General features: G+C 54.4%; 1 protein-coding gene. It reads right to left on the bottom strand.

The window, feature by feature from the left end:
• Window positions 1–599 (bottom strand): biotin carboxylase N-terminal domain-containing protein (locus AC5O77_RS22135; protein ID WP_494507213.1); only part of this gene is annotated, 599 nt, incomplete at its 3' end.
• Between the last annotated feature and the right edge of the window lie 11 nt (window positions 600–610).

Here is a 610-nt window from a genome sequence, read left to right as displayed (position 1 = left end):
ATGTAAACCATATCGTTGCTGAAAGCAGCTTTCGCTTCCGCACGGGTCATGGAGATGGATTGTGCCAGTTCAGCGTCGCCGCGCACTACGCGCATACCGCGACCGCCGCCGCCGCCGGAGGCTTTGATAATCACCGGATAACCAATGCGTTTAGCAATGGCGCGGTTTTTATCCATATCGTCGCCCAGCGGGCCGTCAGAACCCGGTACGCAAGGAACGCCCGCTTTTTTCATCGCCGCGATTGCGGATACTTTGTCGCCCATCAGGCGAATGGTTTCTGCTTTCGGGCCAATGAAGATAAAGCCGGAGCGCTCAACCTGCTCGGCAAAGTTGGCGTTCTCGGAGAGGAAGCCGTAACACGGATGGATTGCTACTGCGCCGGTGATTTCAGCGGCGCTGATGATTGCCGGGATGTTCAGATAACTTTTTACTGACGGAGCAGGGCCGATACAGACCGTTTCATCTGCCAGTAATACGTGTTTTAGATCGCGATCCGCGCTGGAGTGTACAGCGACAGTCTTGATGCCCAGTTCTTTACAGGCACGAAGAATACGCAATGCAATCTCGCCGCGGTTGGCAATAACAATTTTATCCAGCATGTTCGCCTCGT

It is taken from the genome of Stenotrophomonas sp. INTA L402-1 (assembly GCF_059295135.1).
Note: the sequence above shows the minus strand (reverse complement) of the source record. Positions and strands in the feature narration are given on the sequence as shown.